The 17,669-nt window shown below is 62.9% G+C and carries 16 protein-coding genes; 7 read left to right on the top strand and 9 right to left on the bottom strand.

Annotated features, from left to right (window positions below; all coding sequences use genetic code 11):
- The first annotated feature begins 46 nt into the window (after positions 1-46).
- Positions 47-1,123 carry a type VI secretion system protein TssA gene (gene tssA / locus KAK11_RS18975; RefSeq protein WP_210810968.1) on the top strand — a complete coding sequence of 359 codons (1,077 nt, stop codon included), beginning with the start codon at positions 47-49 and terminating at the stop codon, positions 1,121-1,123.
- Here the strand turns inward: tssA and KAK11_RS18970 are convergent.
- The 6 genes from KAK11_RS18970 to KAK11_RS18945 form a co-directional block, all read right to left on the bottom strand.
- On the bottom strand, positions 1,117-1,968 hold the full coding sequence (locus KAK11_RS18970) for an OmpA family protein (RefSeq protein WP_246499156.1): 852 nt from the start codon (positions 1,966-1,968) through the stop codon (positions 1,117-1,119). The genes tssA and KAK11_RS18970 overlap by 7 nt on opposite strands.
- Positions 1,958-2,944: a type VI secretion system-associated protein TagF gene (tagF, locus tag KAK11_RS18965; RefSeq protein WP_210810966.1), complete on the bottom strand. Its 987-nt coding sequence runs from the start codon at positions 2,942-2,944 to the stop codon at positions 1,958-1,960. The genes KAK11_RS18970 and tagF overlap by 11 nt, the downstream gene beginning before the upstream one ends.
- Positions 2,941-6,783: a type VI secretion system membrane subunit TssM gene (gene tssM, locus KAK11_RS18960; RefSeq protein WP_210810965.1), complete on the bottom strand. Its 3,843-nt coding sequence runs from the start codon at positions 6,781-6,783 to the stop codon at positions 2,941-2,943. Before tssM ends, tagF begins: the two co-directional genes overlap by 4 nt.
- Complete coding sequence (locus KAK11_RS18955) at positions 6,780-8,324, bottom strand: hypothetical protein (protein ID WP_210810964.1); 1,545 nt, start codon at positions 8,322-8,324, stop codon at positions 6,780-6,782. Before KAK11_RS18955 ends, tssM begins: the two co-directional genes overlap by 4 nt.
- Positions 8,321-8,587 carry a PAAR domain-containing protein gene (locus tag KAK11_RS18950; protein WP_210810963.1) on the bottom strand — a complete coding sequence of 89 codons (267 nt, stop codon included), beginning with the start codon at positions 8,585-8,587 and terminating at the stop codon, positions 8,321-8,323. Before KAK11_RS18950 ends, KAK11_RS18955 begins: the two co-directional genes overlap by 4 nt.
- 78 nt (positions 8,588-8,665) lie before the next feature.
- Positions 8,666-9,514 (bottom strand): M15 family metallopeptidase, encoded by an 849-nt coding sequence (locus tag KAK11_RS18945; RefSeq protein ID WP_210810962.1) that lies wholly within the window; start codon positions 9,512-9,514, stop codon positions 8,666-8,668.
- Positions 9,515-9,792: 278 nt separating this feature from the next.
- Between KAK11_RS18945 and KAK11_RS18940 the strand changes: the two genes are divergently transcribed.
- Positions 9,793-10,668, top strand: a complete 876-nt coding sequence (locus KAK11_RS18940; RefSeq protein ID WP_210810960.1) for a hypothetical protein — start codon at positions 9,793-9,795, stop codon at positions 10,666-10,668.
- A 16-nt stretch (positions 10,669-10,684) separates the two neighbouring features.
- Here the strand turns inward: KAK11_RS18940 and icmH are convergent, their stop codons facing one another.
- Genes icmH through tssJ form a run of 3 tightly spaced genes read right to left on the bottom strand, consistent with a single transcriptional unit; the run spans position 10,685 to position 13,472 of the window.
- Positions 10,685-11,464, bottom strand: a complete 780-nt coding sequence (gene icmH, locus KAK11_RS18935) for a type IVB secretion system protein IcmH/DotU (RefSeq protein WP_210810959.1) — start codon at positions 11,462-11,464, stop codon at positions 10,685-10,687.
- A gap of 12 nt (positions 11,465-11,476) precedes the next feature.
- Entirely contained in the window at positions 11,477-12,826 is a 1,350-nt protein-coding gene (tssK, locus tag KAK11_RS18930; RefSeq protein ID WP_210810957.1) for a type VI secretion system baseplate subunit TssK, read from the bottom strand.
- A gap of 43 nt (positions 12,827-12,869) precedes the next feature.
- A complete protein-coding gene (tssJ, locus tag KAK11_RS18925) occupies positions 12,870-13,472 on the bottom strand; it encodes a type VI secretion system lipoprotein TssJ (protein ID WP_210810954.1) in 603 nt (200 codons plus the stop codon).
- A gap of 315 nt (positions 13,473-13,787) precedes the next feature.
- Between tssJ and KAK11_RS18920 the strand changes: the two genes are divergently transcribed.
- From KAK11_RS18920 to tssE, 5 genes are read left to right on the top strand one after another with little or no spacing between them, the layout of a single operon-like run.
- The gene (locus KAK11_RS18920; protein WP_210810953.1) at positions 13,788-14,495 is read left to right on the top strand and encodes a hypothetical protein; all 708 of its coding nucleotides are present in this window, start codon (positions 13,788-13,790) and stop codon (positions 14,493-14,495) included.
- A 36-nt stretch (positions 14,496-14,531) separates the two neighbouring features.
- Positions 14,532-15,047, top strand: coding sequence for a type VI secretion system contractile sheath small subunit (gene tssB / locus KAK11_RS18915; protein ID WP_210810952.1), 516 nt, complete (start codon positions 14,532-14,534; stop codon positions 15,045-15,047).
- Positions 15,048-15,052: 5 nt separating this feature from the next.
- Positions 15,053-16,534: a type VI secretion system contractile sheath large subunit gene (tssC, locus tag KAK11_RS18910; protein WP_210810951.1), complete on the top strand. Its 1,482-nt coding sequence runs from the start codon at positions 15,053-15,055 to the stop codon at positions 16,532-16,534.
- Between the two features lie 37 nt (positions 16,535-16,571).
- Positions 16,572-17,132 (top strand): Hcp family type VI secretion system effector, encoded by a 561-nt coding sequence (locus KAK11_RS18905; protein ID WP_210810950.1) that lies wholly within the window; start codon positions 16,572-16,574, stop codon positions 17,130-17,132.
- 54 nt (positions 17,133-17,186) lie between these two features.
- Positions 17,187-17,645: a type VI secretion system baseplate subunit TssE gene (gene tssE / locus KAK11_RS18900; protein ID WP_210810949.1), complete on the top strand. Its 459-nt coding sequence runs from the start codon at positions 17,187-17,189 to the stop codon at positions 17,643-17,645.
- Positions 17,646-17,669 lie beyond the last annotated feature (24 nt).

Here is a 17,669-nt window from a genome sequence, read left to right as displayed (position 1 = left end):
CCGCGCTGCGTCACAATCCAGCGCAAACATAGAGGCAGAGGACCCCATGGACATCGATTCCCTATTGCAGCCCCTTTCTGCGCAGAGCATCTGCGGAGAGGACATGAGCTTCTCGACCGAGTTCGACACCATCCAGGATCTGCGGCGCTATGACGACCCCTCGCTGAGCCAAGGCGAGTGGGTCACCGACCTGAAGACGGCGGATTGGCCCGGCGTGGTCAAGCTCTGCGAGCAACTCCTGCAGCAGCGCACGCGCGACCTGCGCGTGGTGGGCTGGTGGGCCGAAGCCAAGGCGCATTTGCAGGGCTATGGCGGTTTGGCCGATGGCGTCGAGATGGCTGCACGCCTCTGCGAGCACTTGTGGCCGCATCTGCACCCGCTGCCCGAGGGCAACGACATGGAGTTGCGTGTGGGCAGCCTGGGCTGGATGCTGGCCCAGGTGGCCACCTTGGCCAAGGCCTTGCCGGTGATGCGCTTGGGCAGTCGGGCCCTGAGCCTGCAGGACATGGAGTCCGCGCGCGTCTTGCAGCAAGCTCTTGACCGCAGCGCCGAAGGTGGCCCGCCCGTCTCTACCGACGGCAAAGTCACCCTGGAGATGATCAGCCGTGCGCAACGCGACACACCATCTCAAACCCTGATCGACACCCGAGACGCCGCCCGCCGACTCAAGGCCGCGCTCTTGCAACTGCAGCAGGTGGTAGACGGGCATCTGGGCCAAGACGGCCCTGCCTTCACGCCCGCCAAGGACGCTGTCGATGCTGCCCTGCACGGTCTGGACCGTTTGGTGCGCGACAGCGGCGCCGAAGGCGTGATGACCGCCAGCCCCGACGCCGAGGCAGGCAACCCGGCGGCGGCATCGACCTCTTCAGGGTCTGCAGGAGGGGCTTCAGGCGGCCCACTGACCAACCGTGCCCAAGCACTGGCCCAACTGCGCCAAGTGGCCGAGTTCTTCCGGCGCACCGAGCCGCACAGCCCGGTCGCCTATTTGGCCGACAAGGCCGCGCGCTGGGGGGACATGCCGCTACACGCCTGGCTGCGTGCGGTCATGAAGGACCCCAATTCCCTGTCGCAATTGGAAGACCTGTTGGGGGTGGAGCCCCCGCCTCAAAACAACGGTTACTGACTGACGCGGAACTCAATGCGCCGGTTGCGGGCCCGGCCTTCCGCCAGGTTGTTGTCCGCGACCGGGCGGTCCGGCCCCACACCCGAGGTCGTGATGTTGGCCTCGGGCACACCCTTCTTGGCCAAATAGGCCTTGACGGTTTCCGCGCGCGCAGCCGACAAAGCCACGTTCGCGGCCCGCGCGCCCAAAGCATCGGTGTGCCCGATGACCTCGAACTTGCGGCCCGAGAGCTGCAGCAGCACCGGCGCCAGTTGATCGAGCACCGCTTGGCCTGTGGCCGTCAGTGTGGCACTGCTGGGTTCAAACTCCACAATGCGATTGGCCAGTGCAGCATCCACCACCTCTTGGCCCGCAGCCGACACGCGCAGGCTGTTGCGCACGGTGTAGGTGGGGTTGTTGAGCTGAGTGGCGATCTGGCTCAAGACCTGCTGGCGTTGGGCTTCGTTGGACACCTCGCCCTTGATCTCCAGCACATTGCCCTGAATGCTCAATTGGCCCCGGCTGACTTGCTTGAGGTCCGGATGCAGGGCGCGCTGCACATGTTGAGACCAATTAGGCGGCGCCACCAGATTGCCCACGCCTAACTGGTCCACCACACGGTCATTGCCATACAGCTCTCGCACGCGAGCCAAGATGGCTTGACGAGTGGACTCATCGGGCACCGTCCCGGCCACCACCACCTGGCCCAGGCGCGAGGCCGCAGGCGCAGAAGCAGCTGGCGCCGCTGCGGCGGGCCGCGCAGCGGGCACCTGGGCCCCAAGCAGCCCAGGCCACAAGCTGGCCAAGCAGAGCACGGGCATCAATGAAGAAAAGGCGCCGCGCCGCGGCTTGAGGTCATTGGCCAAGAAACACCTCCTTGAAGGTATCCACGGCCAGGCGCATCGAGAGCCCAGATTGCCGCAGATAGCTTGATAGTTTTTTCACGGCATAGTCTTGTTCGACATAGCCTTCCACCCAATCGGCCTGACGGGCGTCCACAAAGCTGTCCCCCAAGGCCTCTGGGTCCCACAGCGCCCGCAGGGTGGCCGGTGAAGCCCCATCAAACGCCAGCGCCATCACGGGCTTTTCGCCCGGGCCGCGTTGCGGGATGAAGACCGTCAGCTCGAAGTCGGCCTTGGCCAAAAAACCCGAGATCAAATCCATCCACATGGAGGCCACCATCGCCTGGGCGAGTGGGTCAGCCGGCAGCGGCAAGAGCAAGCCCTTGTCCAGCCGCTGCACACCACTGGCGGGCACCGGCTGAAGCAGCAAGCCCAAACCCAAGATGCTGGCTCTCAACGAAAGGTCATGACCTCCAGCCGCCAAAAAGCCCTCGATGGTGCCGACGGAGTGATCGTCCAAGAAGGCTTGATAAGGCCGCTGATAAGCCACCGCCGTGGTCGGCACATCGACCTGGGTTTGATTCAAATCCTGCAGCAGCGTTGACGCATCTTCAGCCGCCAACGCTTGGCGCACCAAACCATCCATGCGCCGCCAGGGCTGTGCCAGCAGCAGAGGACTGTGCGAGAGATAGTCCAGCGGCGCAGACAGCTCCAGCAAAGTTGCCACCAAAAAGGGGAAGCGCCGACCAGAGGCATCGGTGCTGACCCGCAAATGCCCCGCCATGCCACGCGTGTTGCGCGAGCCCAGGAAGGCAAAGTGCAAGGGCTCAGCCCGGTCATAGACCAAACGCCAGCGCGGGTCATTGGCCAGCATCTCAATGCCACCCGTCAGCCAGCGATCCAGGGTTTGAATCAAGCCCGACACACTGGCGCTGCGCACGAAGTCCCCCCGCGAGGGCAGCTTGCCAAAGTAAAGCAGCGGTGCAGACGCGACGCTCATCGAGCCCCTCCGGCCGAGGCTGCGCCAGAGGCCGCGCCGGGCGCGGCGCCAGGCACGTCCGGCGAGCCCACCACCAGGGCGGGCAGCTTCAGCCCTTGCAGTCGCGCATTGCTGCCCCCCACCACCGCGGCGGAGCCCTGCGCCGCAGCGGGCGGTGCCTCACCGGGGCTTCGGATCATTCGGATATGGACAGTGACCTTGTAAGGCCCTTGCACAAAGTTCAGCTCAAACAGCTTGTCGCCAATCTTGCGCGGGGCACCGATCTCCACAAAGCGATCAAAGCCCGAGCGGCCCGGCTCGTTCAGCAAGTCGATGGTCTTGCCCTCATTGGTAATGGCACTGACCCGAGCGCCCGCCACACCCGATGGATTCGGCCACACCATGCTCACCCACTCGGCGGTGGTGTTGCGGTAACGCAGAGTTTGGCCGTCGATCACGACGCTGTACTCAGCGATGCCCGGCGAGCCTTGCGGCAGCAACTGGAACATGCCCTGATCCGACGGCACCTGTGCCGCTCCGCCGGCGCCGGGTTGGCCGCCGCCGCCGCTTGGCGCACCATCAATCATCGCGATCCAGCCCGGGAAGCCTTCGCTGAACTCGGGCCGCAGGCGCAGGCCAATGTCGGCCCAGGTCTTGGCCACCACCGTGTCCCCACGGCGCACCACCATCGGCCCAAGCGCTTCGGCGCCGAACTTAGAGATGGCCCCCTCAGGACCAAACACTTTAGAGATCTCTTGCGGCCCAGCTTCCAGGCGCGACTGTTTGTCGAAGGGATACTTGCCCGCCAGCGTCTTTTGGAAAGGCTCGACCACCTGCGCGGCCCAAACACGGTTCAACTCGGTCTCAGCCGGGGGCACTGTCACTGCCATGGCTTGCATCAGCGGGCGCACCAGCAGCGGGCGCAAAGTGGCGCGGGCAGAGTCCGTCATGCCGTTGAGCATTTGCTCGTCCACAAAGCGCAGCGCATCGGCCAGTTCAGAGCCATTGCCCGACAAGGTGGAGACCATCAAGGCCCGCGCCCCTGGCCCGGGGTCGCCTTGGTTCTTGATCTCATTGAAGCGCGTGCGCAGCTTGGAGAGTTGCTGCAAGTAGCCTTGGATCAAGGCCGGGTTGCTGTCGCGGGACATCATGATGCGCGAGAGCGCCGCAAACTCGCGGCCCACCGGCCCCATGGGGATGGCGGCGTTCTTGTCGCTGCCGACCTTCACATCCATTTCGACCCGGCCGGGCTTCATGCGCAAGATGGACTGCTTGATCCAGTCCATCACCCCGCCCTGCGCCTTGCCCAAACGCTCGTTGATCAGCGAGGGGTTGTCCCAACTCGTTTGGTCAAACAGCGTGGTCATCAGCTTGCGGATGGGCGACTCTGCGGTGTCGCCAAATCGGTTCATGCGCTCCACGGCCACTTCAAAGCTGCCGAACTCTGTGACGGTGATGCCCTGCATGAACTGCTGCCACTCTTTGACGTACTCGGTCTTGTAGAGCTCAGTCAGTTGCTTGCGGATCTGGTCCGGGCTACCTTCCAGCGTCAGGTCATTGCGGGCCGCCGTCTTCAGCACCCAATCGGCACTTTGCAGCTCTTTGCTGGCCGCATCCTTGAAGGCCTGCTCCACATAGTCGTCCCAGGCCTCGCGCGTGAAGGCGCCGGGCACGGCATGGCTGCCAGCGACCAGGTCACGATCTCGGTCGCTGATCAAACCCTTGACCGTGACGGGCGCAAAGCGTGTGGACGCACGGGCCTTGATGTCCGAGTAGACGCGGTCGATGCCTTTCATGCCCTTGACCAACTCGCGCAGGTTCTCGCGCGTCTGGTCGACCAAGGCCAGCTTGTTTTGCAACTGCGGAAAGGCAGGGTCAGCCAACTGGCTGGTGGTGAAAGAGATCAAGCGCTCGGCGCTGCGGATCATCTTCTCGCGGGGCATGGCGCCGCGGTTGTTGTCGAGCCAGCCGCGCCAGAAGCGGGTGAGCTGGTCGGTCATATGGCTGCCCTCAAGATACCTGGCATCTGCCAGCATCAAGTAGGTCTTGAGCGCGTTGTAGGCATCGGCCGCGTCTTCGACGCTGGCATCCACATAGCGTGTGCCGCCTGCCGCCGACTTGTTGGCTCCTTGGTTGGCAGGCGTGGCCGCAGACTCCGGCGTGGCCACCATGGGCTTGAGCCGCGAGGGGTTGGCGTTGACCTCGGTCAGGTAGGCCTCAATGGCCTGGGACACGGGCGTCAGCATCACCTCTTTGATGCCGGCGAAGTACTCTTCGCGCAGCTTTTGCTCAATCGCCTCGCCTTGATACAGGCCCAGGCTGATGCCCCAGGGCTTGTCTTCACGGTAGCGTTGCAGTTGCTCAATGCGGTCTTGCAGCAACTCCAGCGCCTCCAGGCGCGAGGCCAAGTCCGGGCGCTCCTGCTGCATCTTGCTGACCTTGCTAAGGTCGGCCTGCACCTGGGCCATCAACTGTCGGTTGCCCAGATAAGACCAGCTCCAACCCGCCAAGGCTGCAGCCAGCACCACCACACCGAGGCCGAAGCTCCAAGCGCGCAGGCGCAGCTTGCGGCGGCTGGCGTATTGCTGCACCAGGCCCTTGTCGCCAAAAATGACCTTGGAGAACAAGTCCTTCAAGAAGAAACCGTTATCGGCCACCACCATGGCCGTGGTGTATTCCGCCCGCGAGGACAGCGCAAACTGCTTGGCCACGCGGTCGCTGGCTCGGCTGGTGGAGCTGCCTTCTTGCACCGCGCTGGTGAAGTAGAAGCCTCGGAACACCGGCTGATACTGATAGGGGTTCTCTTCAAACAGCGTCACCACAAAAGCATGCAAGGCCGGCTTGAGTGCCGCGAACTCCAGCGGGAAGGTCAGCACCCCCGGCGGCAGCGCTTGGCCGCGCTGCAGCGACATGCGCGCAATCGACAGCTCTTTCAGGCCGTCATGCAGCTCATCGAAATGCTTGTCAAAGGCAGCAATGGCTTCTTTGCGCTTGGCCTGGTCATAGGGCAGCGTGGCGCCCCAGACGCGCTCGCGCTCTTCGCGTTCTTGGTCCTCGAAGAACTCTGCAAAGCCCGAGATCAAATCCGCTTTGGTGAACACCAGGTAGACCGGCGCAAACACCTCCAGGTGTTCGGTCACTTCTTGCACCCGCTGGCGCAAGCTCTTGGCCAACTGGATGGCTTGCTCAGGACGGCCTGTGGCCAACTCGGCCAAGCTGGCCGCAATGACGATGCCGTTGATCGGCGCCTTGGGCCTATTCTTCTTGAGCAGCGACAAAAAGCCCAGCCACTCTGATCGATCTTCTTCGTGCACCGAGTAGCGGCCCGCGGTGTCCAGCAAGATGCCTTCACTGGTGAAGAACCAATCGCAATTGCGGGTGCCCCCAATGCCTTGGATGATGCTGCCGCTGGCATCGGCAAACGGGAACTTCAGGCCCGACTTCACCACGGCCGTGCTCTTACCCGCCGCCGGGTTGCCGATCACCATGTACCAGGGCAGCTCATACAGGGCTGCCGAGCCCTTCAACTCCCCCAGGCGCGAAGACTTCACCGTCTTGACCGCCTCTTGCATGCGCTCGCGCAACACGGCCAGCTGAGCCTTGTCTTCAGCGCCGGCAGCCCCCAATGCACCTTGCTGGTCGATGGCTTGCTCCAGCGCTTTGGCGGCCCGCTTGGCCCGCACGCGCTTGACGACCCACACGATGAGCCAAACCAGCAAGATCAGCGCCAAGCCCAGCGCCGCCCAAAAGCCCGCGACGGCCAGCACATCGGCGCCGATGAACAAGAAGGCAGCGAGCGCTGCTAGGCCGATCACCACCAAGACCCGAGGGTCCAACACAATGGTCCAGAAACGATTCATGATGTGCTCTTCGTCGGTTCAGCGTCCGCGGCAGCGGGCGGTCTGAGCACCAAAGCCATGCGCGCGACGGAGTCGTCGACGCTCAAGGCCAGGCAAGGTTGTTGATTCATCTCAGCGCGGTGGGCCGCCAGGGCCACCAACATCAAAGGCGCCGTCGGGCCGGTGCGGCCCCACAGCGCGCCGGCCACCAGGGTGTCTTCGGCGGCATCGAGCTGGGGCAACTGCGCCACCAACACTGAAAAAAGCTCAGCGCCACGCGGCGAGTGCTGGTCGGCGTCACTGATCAAAGCGGAGACCTCGGACAGGGGCAGTTCAGCGGCCGCTGCCGCTTGTTGCACCACTTGCTCAGCGACCTGCGCACTCACGCGGCCGGCCGCCTCGATGGGTTTGTCGCGCTGGATCACGGCAGCGCGGTGCAGGCGCATGGGGGTGGCTGGCGCATCGGGCAGGTCGGGCCAAGTTTCATCGGCCAAGGCCAAGGCCACCGCCGACTCGGCGGCCACCCCGGCTTTGGGGCTCGCGTGGGTGAACAGTGACGCTTCACGCTGCAGCTGGCTCAGACGCGCATCGCTCAAGTCAGACTGGCAGGACAACAACAGCACGACCTCGGGCAAGCCTTCGCGCTGGGATGCGCGCAGGGCACGGTCCGCCTCCAGCCACAGTGCAATGCCGCCGCCTGCGGTGCTGGGCATGAGGCGCAGCTGCGATGGGGCCAGCCACTCTGCACTTTCTTGCTTCAAGCAATGCTTAACCCAGGCCTGCGCCACAGCGCGCTCAATGGGGGACCAGTGACTGGGCCATGCTGTGAAGACGCGCAGGCCAGCAGGCAGGGCAGACGTGGCGGCCTGCGGCGCCTCCGCATCGGGCATCGCAAAACGCTCAGACCACGCAGCTAACTGAGCGAGGCATTGCTGCAGCGGTGCCTGCAATGCAGACAGGGCGCGCTGCACCGCGTCGTCGACCGCCACCTGCGCCGTCTCAGCCATTTGAAGATCAGCCTTGGCTGCAGTGCACACGCCTTCCCAAGCTTGCTGCAGCGCAGCGGTGTCCAGCGCCTCAATCCGAGCACACAACACCGGCAGGCCTTCGTCATCGCGCAAAACCTTGTCGGGCGCGGGCCGCGGCGCGCCCTCTGCCAAGGCGCCCGCCACTTCGCGGGCCGACTGACCCGCCGCACAACTCAAGCCCGCGGCCAGCAGCTTGAAAGCGGCATGGCGCTCTTGCTGGCCTGCAGATGAAGGCGCGGGCGACGCTGTGGCTGCGGCTTGGGCGGCGGCGGCGGCCTCTTGAGCCACCGCACTGGCCACGGCCGCACGCAAGGCCCAGCGTGCCAGGAGCACCAAGCCAAACACCACCAAGGGCAGCAGCCCGAGATACAGCACGATATCTTCGGGCGACATGTCTCGGCTGGTGGCTTGCCAATACCACAGCACCCCCACCCACACCAGGCAGGTGATTGCAACGAGGAGGGCCAAGCCCTTGAGCCATTGACGCATGAGAAGAAGGTAATAGGGTTCCGCCGTGGGAACCGAGGTCGTCAATCGGTGGCTTGTGCTTGAGAAGAGAGCAGTGTTGCACCGCAAGCGGTCTTGTCGCCGTGGCGGGCCGCGGGCTGTCCTTCAATGAGGCAGGTCGGATCGCCTGACACGATGACGGTGGTGCCGCCGTGCCCACGCTTGGGACAAGTGACTTGATCACCCACGCGGGCAATCGGCTTGCCGTTGATGTCCGTCGTTGGCGCGCCGCTGATCACAACGCCACCATGGTCTGTCTTGTCCCCAACAACAATAAAGGGCTTCCCCACGATCTACTCCCAATATTTTTTCACTGATGCTGCGCGCTGGATTGTCGCAGGCGCCGGCAGGCCTTGCGCTGCAGTCCCTCAACCTGGCTTGATGACGCCGGGCCGCCTCAACTCGACGTGACCCAGGTCTTTGATGCTGCGCCAACTGCCGCCCCACACCATGCCCACCGACTGCGCCATCTGACCATACAACTCATAGCCCTTGGCCGCCCACGGGTCTGCCTCTGAAATCACCACCTTGCCATTGCGCAAAAATGCACAGTCTGCCGCCAGCCCATATTGGTGATAACTCTGCCCCCCGCCCGCTCTGGTGACATGCCCGCCCATGGCGGCCAGCTGGTTTTGCCGCTCAGGACTGCGGTAGCCCTCGATCAGCACCATCTCATAGCCATGCTGCTCTTTCATCAGGCGGAACACCACCAAGAGCTTTTGCTGGAACTCCGCATCGAGCAGCTCCCACTGGCGACTGGCTCGTGCCGCCATGGGATACACCTGCTCGACCTCTTTGGTCAGGAACAACTCCGGCGGCAGTGGCGGAGGCGGCACCAACTGCTCCCCAGCCAACAAAGCCGCGATCTTTGGGTCCATCTCGCGGCTGGCGGTGTGGTCATATCCTTCAAAAGCATGACCCAAACGCAGCCAACTGGACAACAGCGGCGCACTCAGCAACACGGCAGCACCGCCGGCAAGCCACATCCAATTGAGGGCGGCAAACCGCACCAGCCGCTGCACTAGGTCGCTGACCCCCTCGGTGCTGCTGCGCAAGCCTTGTTCCCGCCGCTGCCCCCAGGCCTGCATGCGGGCTCGCCCCTGGCGCTGCCACTGCAGAGCTTGGCCCCAGACACGCTCGCGCAAGGTGGGCAAAAAGACCAGCGCCAACACCGCACAGACCAGCAAAAAATAAGCGACAACGCTGAATATCACCACGGCAACACAGCCCACTACGACCAGAGAGACAACCCGTCATCATAGTGGGCCGCATGGGGGTGCAGCGGGGCCTCTTTTGGGGGAGGCCGAAGCGGCGGGAATCCCCCACAGACAAACTCATTCGAAGCTCTAAAATCTCGGCCTGCCTCTACTCACAAAAATGGGAGCCTGCGTTGTCCATGACGCCCGATCCGGGGAAAGCCCCCCCACCCGCTTGGCCGTCAGGCACCAGACCTTCGCTGTTCTCACACACAGGGTCTTCTCAAGACGACGGCCCGGTGTCCATCTTGTCCGCCATGGACGACAGCCCGCCTGCTGCGCGTGCCAAACTCAGTCAACGCCAACTGTGGCCTTGGTTGGGTGGTGGGCTGATCGCAGCGGCGGGTTTGATCTGGCTGGCTAACGAACAAAAAGCAGAGGCTGAACGACCCAAGCCCGTGCTGACGGCCACCGCAGCCAGCACACCGGCTCAGCCTCAAGCGCTGGCCAGCGCTCCCCTCGCAGACATCGTCGCCGCGTCGGCACCGGCCGTCATCGAAGTGACCGTCGCCGCCAACCCAGCGCCAGCAGCTCCCGCAGCCAGCCTGGCGCTGACAGAGTCGGCCGCAGCAGGCTCTTCAAACGCAACGCTGCTGATGGCTGCGGGTGCGGGTGCTGTCGCCGCGGGTGCATTAGCCGCCGCCCCCGAGCCTGCGGCCAGCACGCCCAAGAAGACCAGCAAACGCGCCAAAGCCGCCGCCGAGCGTGAGGCCAAAGCAGAACGCGAAGCTGCAGCCGCCACCAAGAAGACCCAAGCTGCCGCAGCGCGCAAAGCCAATGCCGCCGGCACAAGCCCTCAAGGCGGAGGCGACCCGGACGTCGACCTGATCGCCGCAGTGATGCGGCATGGTGAAGCCCCAGCCGCCGGCCGCAGCGCGGAGAGCGAGACCTCCCCCAGCTCGATTGCGGGCCTGGTGTCGCGCTGCAAGAGCTTGGGCGGCAGTGAGGCCAAGGCGTGCCGCCAACGCCTGTGTGAAGGTTACTGGGGCAAAGCGGAGGCCTGCCCCAAACGGCTGGCTCCCAAGAGCAGTGCCAAAACCAGTGCCGAAGCCAAGACCCCTAAGCGCAAGAAGAAAAAGAAAACCTCGTCCTCAGAGAGCGCGCAAAAGGCCTGAGCGCGACCCTGCCCGCTCAGGGCAGGGTGATGGTGACGTTGGCGGCCTGGGCGGGCAATTTCACCAATTCAGAATACGGCTTCAGGTCGGATTGAGTTTGGCGGTCCAGCGTCCAGCGCACACCCACAAATGCCAGCAAGCCAGCCAGCGCGAACACCGAGCCAATGACCCACAGCGGCACCTCGGTGCGCAGCTTGTGCATGACTTGATCGGGCGCCAGCGCGTGCGGTGCAAATGAAGCACGCTTGCCCTTGAGGTGCGCAATCTCATCGCCCAATCGAGACGTCAGGTAGCCGAGCTTTTCACTGCCTTCCAGCAAGTACTTGCCCTGAAAGCCCACCAGCAAGCACATGTGGAAAACCTCCAGCACTTGCAGCTTGGGCGCCCCCTTCTGGCGCGTCTCCTCCAGGCGAGAGAAGAAGTTTTCGCCAGCCAGTTGGTCGCCAAACAGCTCCAACTGCAAGGGCGTGCGCTCCCAGGTGTCGCGCAGCGCCGGCGCCATCATCACGGTCTCATCGACCAAGGCGCAAAAAGCGTACTTGGCCAGGTAGACATCCTCTGCAGGCGCCTCGATTCGCCGGCTACCCCGCTCGAAACTGATCAGAAAGTCTTTGAGCCGGTTACGAAACTCATCAGCGGATGCAGGACTAAAGCGATTCTTGAGCAAGAACAGCATGTAAAAGCCATCGGCCATCAAGTCGAGCAAAGTTTTGGCCTCTGGCGTGGCCATGGCCGGGCGCACGGGTGCACCGGGCTTCAGGCCGGCCAATAGCGAAGGGGCTTGAGGTTCACTCATGACAGACACTCATCATTGGTTCAGGGCAAACAGTTCCACCTGCAGGTCTGCAATGCCGTTGGGCACATAGATCATGATGGACTGTGACTGCAGCATGCGCTCATACAAGGGGCCACGCCCCTCCAGCGCAAAGTAATAGGCGCCCGGCCGCACAGGAATGGCGGACGGGACTTGCGGAGCATGGGTCAGTCGCACACCCCCCATGGCAGACAACACCAGTTTCTCGACATCATCCGGCGCCCCAACTTTGGCGCGCATGGGAATGACCTCGACCAACTCCGTCGGCGGCATGGCGGCGCTGATGCCCAGGTAAAAGGCCGTGGTCGGTGAAATCTTCTCAGACTCCAAGCGACCCAGGTGGAAGGCCGGCTTGGTCTCGGTCAGCGCAATGGAGAAATAGCGCGTCGAGATCACAGTCTCCAACAACTCTCGGATGATGTTGTCGAGCTTGGCGAATGACCGCCCTGGCTCAGCGTGTTTGTAGACCGGCAAGTCCGCCAAAGCATAGGCCTTAGAGAAGGTCATCAAGGACCCTGCCAACTCCAACATGCGCGCATACAGCCGCTCAGGATGCAAGCCTTGGTGTTGGTGCAAATGCATCAGCCCCGCACAAGCAGAACTGGCGGTGTGCAGCAACCAAAAGGATGCGATGTCGCCCGAACGAAACTCGATCACATGCTTGGAGGGTTCGCGATGTGAGCCATAAAGCGCCTCGACTTTGGCCTGCAGCACATCAATCAGCCGCCGCAGCATCATTTGCAAGGCAGGGGCCGCCTGCACACTCAGCACCGGGGGCACGAAGCGGCGGTCCAGCTCAAACACGCCGGTCGCGTTGCGGCGCAAGCGGCACAGGGGCATGCTGACCAAGTGGTCATGCGGCTCTTGATCCGCCACCACACGGGCGCAGCGGCGCAGCGTGGCAATGTCGGCCGTCGCCGCCTGCGTGAACAAATCTGGCGCGGCCGCATCTTGCTGGCGATAGCGCACCGCCATATCGCTGACCATTTCTGTGCCCGCGAAGTTCGTGGCATTGGTGCGCAGCGGCGCAATGGCAATGTGAAAGATCTGATCGACGGTAGCGGAAGCTAGGTTGCTGAGATTGACCGGGGGGGGCAAGTCATCGTCAGCGGGGGCGTTGTAGAGCTCGCCGTCGGGGAAGATCAGTTGCAGCTCAGTGATGCGCAACACACCGCTTTGCAAGGCGTCCGTGTCCACGCGGCAGTGCCGAACACCCCACAAATGCGGATGCGCCGCACGCATGGCCTCGGCCGTGCGCCACTCGTGATACGCGTCTTGCTGCTGAAAGTGCTGGGGCCTGAGAAACAAGCCTTCGCCCCACAGAACTTTGGATGTCTGGATCAACGGTTTAGCCGGGCCGCTGCAGCGCCCGTTCCCAAAAAGAGTCTTATTGGCACCGCACACCTGCCAAACGCAGGGTCTCCGGCGGTGCATTCAAAGGGTCGCCCACCGCCACACTCAACGCACAGCCGTGGACGCCAAGCGTAACGCCTTTTTGCTGAGCGGCCTTGCCATCAAAGACGAAGCGCCAGCGGCCTTGCGCCGGTGACCGAAACAAGGCCACCACGGCCAGATAGGGCGCAGCGGGGGTGAGGGTCTCCACCACCTCATTGTGCTGACCCGGAGTCAACACGATTTCTCGAACGCTGACCACATCGCTGCCAAAGGCCAGCTTCTCGGCGTCGGGGTTCTTGAAGGCGTCATAGGGTGCCAACGCGATCGCGCTCGTTTCTTTGAGCCTGTAAACCCTCACCACCACCGACAGGGAGCGCCCCTGCGGGTCGGAATTGAGCTGCTCTGCGGCATGGATGCGCAGCGGCACCTTGTACTCTGCGGGCGGCAGCGGGATGGCGTTAACGGCAGAGGTATCCGGCTTTTTCAAGCCGACAGCCTCTAGAGACTTGTCCACCACACCACCGCTACCAATCGAGCCGCACGCGGCCAATGACAGAGACAGCACAACGGCACTCAAGTACGTGAATCGGTTCACAAAGCAATGGCGCCACAACATGAATAAGCCCGGTACTGAAAGTAGGAGAATGGTGCCTGAACTTGGCTGGCACATCCATCCGCCGTGCCCACCTCTGACGGCGCCGCCCAAAAAGCGACGCCCGCATTGGAAGCCAATCATAACGTCGCCGATACACTGCCAAAGAGGGAGCTTGCACCCCGAAGAAGGGGGGATTGCAGGTATAACTTGGCACCGTCTATAGTCCAACCGTCAACTTAAGGGATGCAGGCATGATCATCACGCGTGGTCATGGCTTGGTCATCACAAATAATGAGAATTCGAGAATTACTCCCCTTGATCCGTCGTTGCGAAGCCTCTAAGGGCGCGCGCACGCCTTTCGCATCTGGCGTCAAACTGTTGCCCGCCGCACTGCTCGCTGCAGCGCTGACAGGCTGCGCCACGCCCGAGGCACCGCCCACTGCCCCCGCTTCGGTGCCCGCCACGCCCACACTGCAGTCCTTCTTGGATGCCGGCGCCAAGGCCCGCAAAGAAGGTACCCGCAACAAAGAGCGCGATGCCTACCGGGCCGCTGCTGCCGCCTACCCGACCAGCAAGCAACCCTGGCTGAAACTGGCCGAGGGTTACTTCGAAGATGCAGACTACGGCAACACCATCTTGGCCGCACAAGAAGTGCTGCACCGAGATGCTGCAGACCAAGTTGCCACCAGCATGCTGGCCGTCAGCGGCTTGCGTGTGGCCAACACGGCGCTGACCTCCATGCGCAAGCAAAACAGCTTGGGCGCCGACACCCGCAGCCAGGCCGAAGGTGTGGCCAAGCAATTGCGCGAAGTGTTGGGCGAGCCCGTGCTGGTGCCTAAGAGTGACAACGCCAACGCGGCGCCTGCGCCCGTGCGCCGCCCCGCCCCGCCGGCCCGTCGTCCTGCCAACGCTGCTGCTCCGGCCGCAGAAGCGCCGGCAACCACGCCCGCCGCTGCCCCAGCACCGGCCGCGCCAGCCAAACCTCCTGCCAAGCCTGCCAACCCGTTTGACAAGCTGAAGTAATCCCCTCGCCTGCTCAACCCTTTCATCGAGAACACCATGGCTAAGAAAGACAGCGTTCAAAAGCGGCTTGAGAAAGTGCGCCCTCCCCGCGTTCAACTCACCTATGACGTCGAGATCGGCGATGCGGTCGAGCAGCGCGAATTGCCTTTTGTGGTGGGCGTGCTGGGCGACTTCACCGGACAGCCGGACCCTGACAAACCGCTACCCAAGCTGAAGGACCGCAAGTTCGTCAATGTGGACCTCGACAACTTCGATGAGGTGATGGCAGGCATGGCGCCCAAGGCGTCCTTCCGCGTCAAAAACACCCTCAGTGCTGACGGCGGCGAGTTTGCCGTCAACCTGGGCTTCAACAGCATGGAGGACTTCCAGCCAGAAGCCGTGGTGCAGCAAGTCGAGCCCCTGCGCAAGCTGCTGGAAGCCCGCACCAAGCTGGCCGACCTGCGCAACAAGCTGGCTGGCAACGACAAACTTGAGGACATCCTCGGTGAAGTCCTCAGCAGTACCGAGCAGCTCAAGAAGCTCGAAGCCGAAACACGCGGCCCCAAGGAGTAACGCGCATGTCTCAAACCGCCGCATCCTCACAGGCGCAAGCCACCACCACTGAAGGCAGCTTGCTGGACAGCATCGTCACGCAAAGCCGGGTGGCGCGCTCTGACACCGAGCACCACCGCGCCAAGGACATCATCTCCGAGCTGGTGCAAGAGGTCTTGCAAGGCACCGTCGTGGTGTCCGACAACCTCAGCGCCACGCTGGACGCCCGCGTCGCCGAGCTGGATCGCCTGATCTCGGCACAGCTCTCTGAGGTCATGCACGCACCTCAGTTCCAGCAGTTGGAGTCCACATGGCGCGGCCTGCACTACTTGTGCAAGCACACGTCGACCGGCGCCATGATGAAGATCCAAGTCTTCAACGCCAACAAGAAAGACCTGATTCGCGACTTCAAGACCTCGATCGACTTTGATCAGAGCGCCTTGTTCAAGAAGGTCTACGAAGAGGAATTCGGTACCTTCGGTGGCGCCCCCTTCGGCGCCCTGATTGGCGACTTCGAGCTGACCCGTCAGCCCGAAGACATGTACTTCGTCGAGCAGATGTCGCATGTGGCCGCCGCCGCGCATGCGCCTTTCTTGACGGCTGCTTCGCCCGAGCTGTTCGGCTTGGAGAGCTTCTCCGACCTCGGCAAGCCGCGTGACCTGTCTAAGGTCTTCGACACGGTGGAGTACGCCAAGTGGAAATCCTTCCGCGAGTCTGAAGATGCACGTTACGTGGGCATGGCCCTGCCGCGCTTCTTGGGCCGCCTGCCCTACAACCCCAAGGACGGCATCACCACCGAAGGCTTCAACTTCGTGGAAGACGTCGATGGCACCGACCACTCACGTTACCTGTGGGTCAACTCGGCCTTTGCGCTGGGCGCGCGCCTCACTGCCGCCTTTGAAAACTACGGCTGGTGTGCCGCCATTCGGGGCGTTGAAGGTGGTGGCCTGGTCGAAGACCTGCCCACCCACACCTTCCGCACCGACGATGGTGAAGTGGCCCTGAAGTGCCCCACGGAGATCGCCATCACCGATCGGCGTGAAAAAGAACTCAGCGACCTGGGTTTCATTCCGCTGGTGCATTGCAAGAACACCGACTACGCGGCATTCTTTGCCACGCAGTCCACCCAAAAGCCGCTGAAGTACGACTCTGACGCCGCCAACGCCAACTCGGCGCTGTCGGCCCAGTTGCAGTACATCTTCTCGGTCTGCCGCATTGCCCACTATCTGAAGGCCATGATGCGCGACAAGATCGGCAGCTTTGCGGCAGCGTCCAACGTAGAGACTTATCTCAACAGTTGGATCGGGCAGTATGTGCTGGCAGACGACAGCGCCTCACAAGAAGCCAAGGCCAAGTACCCCTTACGCGAGGCCTCGGTGGAAGTGAAGGAGGTGCCTGGCAAGCCTGGCGCCTATCGCGCGGTGGCCTTTGTGCGACCGCATTTCCAGCTTGATGAGCTCTCGGTGTCTCTGCGCTTGGTCGCTGAGTTGCCAGGGTCGGCAGGCTAATTTGACCGTGCAGTACTAATCTAAAGGGAAAACAGGAATGAAAGACATTTACGTCGAGTTTAAGAACTCCGCCATCAAGGGCGACGTTCGTGACAGCGTGCACGGCAGCGCGAACCCCACCGGCCAGAACTCCAAGCCCACGATCGAAGTCGATTCGTGGTCGCATGTGATCCGCCAGCCCAAGTCGGCCTCGTCGTCGACCTCGGGCGGTCACACCTCTGAGCGCACCGAGCACGGTGAAATGGTGTTCGTCAAGGACATCGACTCTGCCAGCCCCAAGCTGTGGCAAGCTGCCTCGCAAGGCCTGATCACCCCTGAAGTGGTCATCACCTTCTATCGCGCCAGCGGCCAGACCGGCTCCTTCAACAACGGCACCGCCAATGCTCGCGTGAAGTACCTGGAAATCAAGCTGAAGAACGTGCTGGTCTCGCACGTGGCGCCGTCGGTGACCGAAGAAGGTCTGCCCAAGGAAGCCTTTGGCCTGAAGTACTCCGCAGTGGAGTGGAGCTACATGGCCGCCAAACTGGACGGCAGCCAAGCCGCCGTCACCGGCACCGGCGCCTGGAACCTGGCGACCAACACTGCGACCTACGCTTAATTGCGGGTTCAGCGATGAAAAGCGGCGGTGTCACAGCCGCCGCTTTTTTCATGCATGAAACGGTTTTCAGCCAGCTTTCTCGACAGGCTGACGGACACGTCCGGCCAGCGTAGCAGCGACCACGGGCTCAGCCTGGAGGCCGTGCGTGAGCACGTCGCTCGCGACCTGGAAGCCCTGCTCAACACCCGCCGCGGGCTGAGCAACGAGATCTTGGCCGACTTTCCGCGCAGCCGAGACTCGGTCTTGGGGTTTGGGCTCACCGATTTTTCGTCCATGAGCTTGGTCAAACCCGAAGACCGCGCCGACATTTGCCGCTCCCTGGAGCGCACCGTCAACCACCACGAGCCGCGCCTGCGCCAGGTCCGCGTGGAGTTGACACCCGAATCCTTTGGCAGCAAGAAGCTGTGCTTTCGCATCCATGCCATCTTGGCCGTGGAGGAACTGCGTGAGCCCATCAACTTCAATGCCACCTTGCACCCGGTGACCCAGCATGTGGACGTTGCGCGCCTTTAAGTCCACTGCGAACCTGAACGCTTG

The sequence above is a fragment of the Ideonella paludis genome (assembly GCF_018069865.1).
GTDB lineage: Bacteria > Pseudomonadota > Gammaproteobacteria > Burkholderiales > Burkholderiaceae_C > Ideonella > Ideonella paludis.
The sequence above is the reverse complement of the archived record's forward strand: the minus strand, read 5'-3'. Positions and strand labels throughout refer to the sequence as shown.

Coding starts and splice junctions, on each gene's coding strand:
- tssA (WP_210810968.1), top strand. CDS start 47: ATGGACATCGATTCCCTATTGCAGCCCCTTTCTGCGCAGAGCATCTGC.
- tagF (WP_210810966.1), bottom strand. CDS start 2,944: ATGAGCGTCGCGTCTGCACCGCTGCTTTACTTTGGCAAGCTGCCCTCG.
- tssM (WP_210810965.1), bottom strand. CDS start 6,783: ATGAATCGTTTCTGGACCATTGTGTTGGACCCTCGGGTCTTGGTGGTG.
- icmH (WP_210810959.1), bottom strand. CDS start 11,464: ATGAGTGAACCTCAAGCCCCTTCGCTATTGGCCGGCCTGAAGCCCGGT.
- tssB (WP_210810952.1), top strand. CDS start 14,532: ATGGCTAAGAAAGACAGCGTTCAAAAGCGGCTTGAGAAAGTGCGCCCT.
- tssC (WP_210810951.1), top strand. CDS start 15,053: ATGTCTCAAACCGCCGCATCCTCACAGGCGCAAGCCACCACCACTGAA.
- KAK11_RS18905 (WP_210810950.1), top strand. CDS start 16,572: ATGAAAGACATTTACGTCGAGTTTAAGAACTCCGCCATCAAGGGCGAC.
- tssE (WP_210810949.1), top strand. CDS start 17,187: ATGAAACGGTTTTCAGCCAGCTTTCTCGACAGGCTGACGGACACGTCC.